At 65.8% G+C, this 1,426-nt stretch carries 1 protein-coding gene; it reads right to left on the bottom strand.

The genetic code is table 11. The features are described from left to right. Positions 1 to 29: 29 nt before the first annotated feature. Positions 30 to 1,373, bottom strand: a complete 1,344-nt coding sequence (locus tag ACFWXC_RS53035) for an IS630 family transposase (RefSeq protein ID WP_384491555.1) — start codon at positions 1,371 to 1,373, stop codon at positions 30 to 32. Positions 1,374 to 1,426 lie beyond the last annotated feature (53 nt).

The following is a 1,426-nucleotide window of genomic DNA, read 5'->3' as shown; positions in this document are numbered from 1 at the left end:
CTAGTGTGATGCGCCAGAAATCCTGAGGGTTAGTTCTGCTCTGTTTTCTGGCCGGTGGTTCCGACCTTGGTGAGGTAGTGGGCGAGGGAGTTGAGGATCTCGTCGGCTGTCTTGGTCCAGGTGAAGGACCGCGGGTTTTCGTTCCAGGTGTCGATCCACGCGGTGATGTCGTCCTCCAGTGCCTTCACGGAGGTGTGGACGCCGCGGCGGATGAGCTTGTCGGTGAGCAGGCCGAACCACCGCTCCACCTGGTTCATCCAAGACGAGCCGGTGGGGGTGAAATGGACGTGGAAGCGAGGGTGTCTGGCGAGCCAGGTCCTGATCTCGGCGGTGTTGTGAGTGGCGTAGTTGTCGCAGACGAGGTGCACGTCGAGGCCGGCGGGCACCGCCTTGTCGATCCGGATCAGGAACTTCTTGAACTCGATCGCCCGGTGACGGCGGTGCAGGGCCGATATGACGGTGCCGTCGGCGATGTTGAAGGCGGCGAACAGGCTGGTGATGCCGTGCCTGAGATAGTCGTGGGTGCGGCGTTCGGGCATGCCCGGCATCATCGGCAGCACCGGCTGGGACCGGTCCAGCGCCTGGATCTGGGACTTCTCGTCCACGCAGAGCACGACCGCCTTCTCGGGCGGATGGTGGTACAGGCCGACCACGTCGACGACCTTGGCGACGAACTGCGGATCGGTGGAGAGCTTGAAGGAGTCCTGCAGGTGGGGCTTGAGGTCAAACCGCTTCCAGATTCGCCCGATCGTCGACTTCGACAGGCCGGAGTGCTGGGCCATCGAGGCCCGTGACCAGTGCGTGTCCTGGCCCGGGACCGCCTCCAGGGTGGCGATGAGGACCTCCTCGACCTGGTCGAGGAGGATCGAAGGTGGCCGGCCCGAGCGCGGCTCGTCCTGCAGACCGTCGAGGCGTTTCGCGATGAACCGGGCCCGCCAGCGGTCCACGGTCGACCTGTCGATGCCGAGGTCGACCGCGGCCTGCTGGTTCGTCCCGCCCTCCGCGCAGCGCAGCACGATCTTGGCGCGCAACGCGAGGAACTGAGCGGTCCTGGCCTGCCGCGCCCACTGCTGCAGCTGCCTGCGCTCAGCATCGTCGAGGACCAGGTCGGTCTTCGGCCGGCCGATCCAGCCGGCGTCCTCAAGCCCGGCCATCCGATCCGCGGCAAAGGCCCGACGCCACTTGCCCACCGTCTTCGCCTGGACACCGACAACCCGTGCGACACCCGCGTTTGACATGCCGTCCGCGCACGCCAGGACGATGCGGGCCTTCTCGGCCGAACGCCTGTGGGGCAATTCCGTCCGGCGCACCAACTCGGCACGCTCGGCCTCGGACAGCGTGATCTCCACAGCAGAAGGCCCGGGATGCGACATACCAATAGGGTAGTAACCAACCCTCAGGATTTCTGGCGCATCACACTAGTGCT

Origin of the sequence: Streptomyces sp. NPDC058683 (assembly GCF_042716195.1) — a bacterium.
GTDB lineage: Bacteria > Actinomycetota > Actinomycetes > Streptomycetales > Streptomycetaceae > Streptomyces.
The sequence above is the reverse complement of the archived record's forward strand: the minus strand, read 5'-3'. Positions and strand labels throughout refer to the sequence as shown.

Bases quoted from the DNA above. Each gene is read 5' to 3' on its own strand.
- ACFWXC_RS53035 (WP_384491555.1), bottom strand. From the start codon at position 1,373: ATGTCGCATCCCGGGCCTTCTGCTGTGGAGATCACGCTGTCCGAGGCC.